At 67.7% G+C, this 4,678-nt stretch carries 5 protein-coding genes, 1 tRNA gene and 1 pseudogene; 5 read left to right on the top strand and 2 right to left on the bottom strand.

Features of this window, described 5'->3' with window-relative positions:
- The coding region (locus tag ACTHL9_RS07295) for a LuxR C-terminal-related transcriptional regulator (protein ID WP_440518184.1) at positions 1-517 on the top strand (517 nt) is incomplete at its 5' end.
- 22 nt (positions 518-539) lie between these two features.
- Here ACTHL9_RS07295 and ACTHL9_RS07290 read toward each other — a convergent pair.
- Both ACTHL9_RS07290 and ACTHL9_RS07285 read right to left on the bottom strand, forming a co-directional pair.
- On the bottom strand, positions 540-1,448 hold the full coding sequence (locus ACTHL9_RS07290; protein ID WP_440518183.1) for a diacylglycerol/lipid kinase family protein: 909 nt from the start codon (positions 1,446-1,448) through the stop codon (positions 540-542).
- 2 nt (positions 1,449-1,450) lie between these two features.
- The gene (locus ACTHL9_RS07285; RefSeq protein WP_440518182.1) at positions 1,451-2,656 is read right to left on the bottom strand and encodes a pyridoxal phosphate-dependent aminotransferase; all 1,206 of its coding nucleotides are present in this window, start codon (positions 2,654-2,656) and stop codon (positions 1,451-1,453) included.
- A 241-nt stretch (positions 2,657-2,897) separates the two neighbouring features.
- Between ACTHL9_RS07285 and ACTHL9_RS07280 the strand changes: the two genes are divergently transcribed.
- From ACTHL9_RS07280 to ACTHL9_RS07265, 4 genes and pseudogenes are all read left to right on the top strand, one after another.
- A tRNA-Trp gene (locus ACTHL9_RS07280) sits at positions 2,898-2,970 on the top strand.
- Between the two features lie 82 nt (positions 2,971-3,052).
- Positions 3,053-3,334, top strand: a complete 282-nt coding sequence (gene secE, locus ACTHL9_RS07275; protein ID WP_138414252.1) for a preprotein translocase subunit SecE — start codon at positions 3,053-3,055, stop codon at positions 3,332-3,334.
- Positions 3,335-3,432: 98 nt separating this feature from the next.
- On the top strand, positions 3,433-4,338 hold the full coding sequence (gene nusG / locus ACTHL9_RS07270; protein WP_440518181.1) for a transcription termination/antitermination protein NusG: 906 nt from the start codon (positions 3,433-3,435) through the stop codon (positions 4,336-4,338).
- Positions 4,339-4,472: 134 nt separating this feature from the next.
- Positions 4,473-4,678, top strand: a pseudogene (locus tag ACTHL9_RS07265) (50S ribosomal protein L11); the annotation flags it as partial.

Raw genomic sequence — 4,678 nt, 5'->3', positions numbered from 1 at the left:
CATCGGCGAGCTGCGGCCCCAGGTGGTGCTGCTGGACGTGCACCTTCCGGGTGGACTCGGAGGGGGAGGACGGGAAGTCCTGACGCGCTCGGCGGCGCTGCTCCCGCGTGTGCGTTTCCTCGCGCTCAGCGTCTCCGACGCGGCCGAGGACGTGGTCTCCGTGATCCGTGCCGGCGCCCGCGGCTACGTCACGAAGACGGCTTCGGGCCCCGAGATCACAGACGCGATCCTGCGGGTGGCGGGCGGCGACGCCGTCTTCTCCCCCCGGCTCGCCGGCTTTGTGCTCGATGCCTTCGGAACCTCCGCGGTCGCTGACGATGAGCTCGATCGGCTCTCCGCGCGCGAGCTCGAGGTCATGCGGCTCATCGCGCGCGGCTACTCCTACAAGGAGGTTGCGAAGGAGCTGTTCATCTCGGTGAAGACGGTCGAGACCCATGTCTCGGCCGTGCTCCGCAAGCTCCAGCTCACCAACCGGCACGAGCTGAGCCGGTGGGCCGCGGACCGCCGTATCTGGTAGCCCGTATCTGGCAGCCGCGTGGCTAGGGCGCGACGACGCGCAGGGCCAGTGGCCTGCTGGTCACGGTGGCAGGGAGCTCGCCGACTTGGTCGCCGTCGGCGCAGAGGGGGAGCGGACGATCCGCGGACACCGAAATGTGCGTCCCGCTGAAGCGCCGCACTCCGGGCTCCTGGATGTGAAGACCCTCCTCGGCCAGCTTCATGAACCGCGCGATCCGCCGCTTGGGGATCTCGGCCCCGGCGACGAGAACGTGGACGAGCCCATCGTCGAGCACAGCGTCGGGAACGATGTCCAGGCCGTGGCCGTACCGCCCCGAATTGGCCATGACCACCAGATGAGCCGCGAGGCTGTGCCGCTCGCCGTCCACGTCGATCTCGAAGCGTGCAGGCTTCCAGCGGACGACGGCCAGCACGGGGGCCACCCGATACGCGATGCCCGCTGGGATTCGGGAATCGTTCATCATGAGATTCGCCACGGCATCGAGTCCCGAATATGCGTTTCCCGGTGCGAGCTTCCCCGCGACCTCGAGCAGGTCGATCCGGCGCTCGGTGCCGCAGATCAGCAGCTCGGCGAGCGCCGCGGCCTCCCGGGGAAGGCTCAGCTTGGCGGCGAGTCCGTTCCCCCTGCCGGCAGGCACGAGCGCGAACGTCCCTGAGGAGCGGGCGACGGCGTCCGCGACGTCGCGCGCGACCCCGTCGCCTCCCACGGCGACCACGACATCGCCCCGGGCCGCTGCCGCCGAAGCCAGCCGGGCGCCGTCGGCCGCTGTCCGGGTGGTTTCGGTGCGCACAGTAGCGCCCGCCTCGTGGAGGATCTGTGCGATCGGCGCCCACGCCGCCGCTGCGCGGCCGCCGCCGGCCACCGGGTTCACGATCGCCGTGAACGACCGCCGGCCGGCGGAATGCTCCGCCGGCCGGTCGTCGAGAGGCATGCTCAGCGCGCGGTGCCGAGGAATTCCTGGATGCGGCCCACGCCTTCGGCGAGATCGTCGTCGCCCAAGGCGTACGAGAGGCGAACGAAGCCGCTCGGACCGAAGGCTTCGCCGGGCACGATCGCGACCTCGACCTTGTCGAGGATGAGTGCGGCCAGCTCGGCCGACGTCGCGGGGCGGATCCCGCCGATCTCCTTGCCGAGGAGTCCCCGCACATCCGCGTAGGCGTAAAAGGCGCCGTGGGGGGTGGGGCAGTCGACTCCCGCAATGGCGGAAAGGCCTCCGACCATGGCCTTGCGGCGCCGATCGAACGCGACCTTCATCTCCTCCACGGCATCGAGCGGACCCGAGACAGCCGCGAGGGCCGCCATCTGGGAGACATTCGAGACGTTGGACGTCGCGTGTGACTGCAGGTTCGTCGCCGCCTTGATCACGTCGGACGGGCCGATCATCCAGCCCACGCGCCAGCCGGTCATCGCGTAGGTCTTGGCGACGCCGTTGAGGATGACCACCTTGTCGCCGAGCGCGGGTGCGGCCGTCGCGATCGAGGTGAACGGAACTCCGTCATAGGTGAGGTGCTCGTAGATCTCGTCGGTCACGACCCAGAGGCCCTTGGAGGCCGCCCATTCGCCGATCTCCTTGACCTGCTCGGGTTCGTAGACGGCGCCCGTCGGGTTCGACGGCGAGACGAAGAGCAGGATCTTGGTGCGCTCGGTCAGGGCGGCCTCGAGCTGCTCGACGGTCACGAGGTAGCCCTGCTCGGGGCCGGCGAAGACCTCGACGGGGACGCCCCCGGCGAGACGGATCGCCTCGGGATAGGTGGTCCAGTACGGCGCGGGGAGGATCACCTCGTCGCCCGGATCGAGGAGGGTAGCAAACGTGTTGTAGACCGCCTGCTTGCCGCCATTCGTCACCAGGACCTGCGAGGCCTGCGTCTCGTAGCCCGAGTCGCGGAGGGTCTTCTCGGCGATCGCCTGCTTCAGCTCGGGGAGGCCGCCGGCGGGGGAGTAGCGGTGGAACCTGGGCTGCCTGGCCGCCTCGATGGCAGCCTCGACAATGTAGTCGGGGGTCGGAAAGTCCGGTTCTCCCGCGCCGAAGCCGATGACCGGGCGCCCTGCAGCCTTGAGCGCCTTCGCCTTCGCGTCGACGGCCAGAGTGGCGGATTCGGCGATGGATCCGATGCGCTGGGAGACGCGGGCGGAGGTCATGGGGCTCTCCTGACTTTCGGTCGGCGGAATGCTGGCGAGGGGCGGGCTTGGCCCGCCCCTCCAACTCTAGGCGCTTGAGTCCCCGCTGGACGTGTCTGAGGGTCAGTTCGACGCAGGGCGCGAATATGCGTAAACTAGTCCATCGGTGTCAGTTGCCACTGAGTGCCCCGTGCCCAGCACCTCCTCGCGGAGGAACCGGGCCGGGATCCTTGATAGGCTGGGAACTCGGTGTTCTGATCGAAGGGTAGTGGCGCAATTGGTAGCGCAGCGGTCTCCAAAACCGCAGGTTGCAGGTTCGAGTCCTGTCTGCCCTGCGCACGGCATGTCCCGGCATTGCGGGGGCGAGTCAGCACGCGCACGACGGGTCCAGCGGAGAGTGGCCTGCGGCCATACAGGATGAGCGAGGATCAGGTGACCGAAACAACTGCGAGCAGCTCGCAGGGACGCCCGGCCAAGCAGGCGAAGAAGCTCGGCTTCTTCGGACGGCTCGCGCTCTTCTTCCGCCAGGTCATCGGTGAGCTGCGCAAGGTCGTCACGCCGACCCGGCAGGAGCTCCTGAACATGACGTTCGTGGTGCTGGCATTCGTGGTGGTCATGATGGTGGTCGTCTTCGTTCTCGACTTCCTCTTCGGGCTCGGCGTCGGCTGGGTCTTCGATGGGTCGTCGCAGGGCAAGTAAGGCCAGTCTCCGCAGACCGCGTCCGGACCGGGAAAGTCGGTCCGGCGGCGTGGTGTGCGGATTCGCATTTAAGTCGCAAGAGGAGAGCAGGAGACTAAGTGTCTGAGCACGAGACCGAGCGCGAGGCCCCGGCACCCGAGGCCGCCGTCTTCAGCGACGCTGCCCCGGTGCCCGCTGCGGTGCCCGACTCAGCGTCGGCTGCATTCGATGAGGATTCCTCGTTCACCGAGGATTCCTCAGTCGAGGACTCCTCCGCGACGGAGGAAGTGGCCGAGGACGAGTTCGCGGGCGAGGAGGAGCTCGCCGCGGACGAGGAGCTTGCCTCCGAGGAAGAGCCCGCGGACGGTGAGGCTCCTGCGGAAGCGCCGGTGGACCCTGCCGAAGCAGCCGCGAAGGCCGCAGAGGACTTCAAGGCCAAGCTCCGCCGCCAGCCGGGCGACTGGTTCGTGATCCACTCGTACGCAGGCTACGAGAACCGCGTGAAGGCGAACCTCGAGACCCGTGTCCAGACGCTGGACATGGAAGACTTCATCTACGAGATCCAGGTCCCGATGGAAGAAGTCGTCGAGATCAAGAACGCGCAGCGCAAGATCGTCAAGCGCGTCCGGATCCCCGGCTACGTCCTGGTCCGCATGGATCTCACCGATGCTTCGTGGGGCGCTGTCCGCCATACGCCGGGCGTCACCGGCTTCGTCGGCAACGCGCACAACCCGGTTCCGCTGCGCCTCGATGAGGTGTTCAGCATGCTCGCGCCGGTCTTCGAGCAGGAGCAGCAGGCCGAGGCGAAGGCGTCAGGCAAGGGCGGCGGACGCCAGCCGAGCGCCCCCGTGACCGTCGACTTCGAGGTCGGCGAGTCCGTGATCGTCAAGGAAGGCCCCTTCGAAACGCTTCCGGCCACGATCTCCGAGATCAAGCCCGAGTCCCAGACTCTTGTGGTGCTGGTCTCGATCTTCGAACGCGAGACGCCCGTGACGCTCGCGTTCAACCAGGTCTCGAAGATCTGAGACCTCCAACTGAAGACTTCGCCCCGGGTCCGGTTGCTTTGCCGGCCCCGGGGCGGCCGACTGTCTAGCCAGGGCAGTCACCACCTGGTCGGCGCTCCTGCTGCCCAGGAAGCAATGGAAGAGAAGGATCCTCAATGGCTCCCAAGAAGAAGGTCACCGGCCTCATCAAGCTGCAGATCCAGGCAGGCGCCGCCAACCCGGCCCCGCCGATCGGTCCTGCGCTCGGTCAGCACGGTGTCAACATCATGGAATTCTGCAAGGCGTACAACGCCGCAACGGAATCCCAGCGCGGCAACGTCATCCCCGTGGAGATCACGGTCTACGAAGACCGCTCCTTCAC

The organism is Sinomonas sp. (assembly GCF_051955515.1).
Lineage (GTDB): Bacteria > Actinomycetota > Actinomycetes > Actinomycetales > Micrococcaceae > Sinomonas.
Note: the sequence above shows the minus strand (reverse complement) of the source record. Positions and strands in the feature narration are given on the sequence as shown.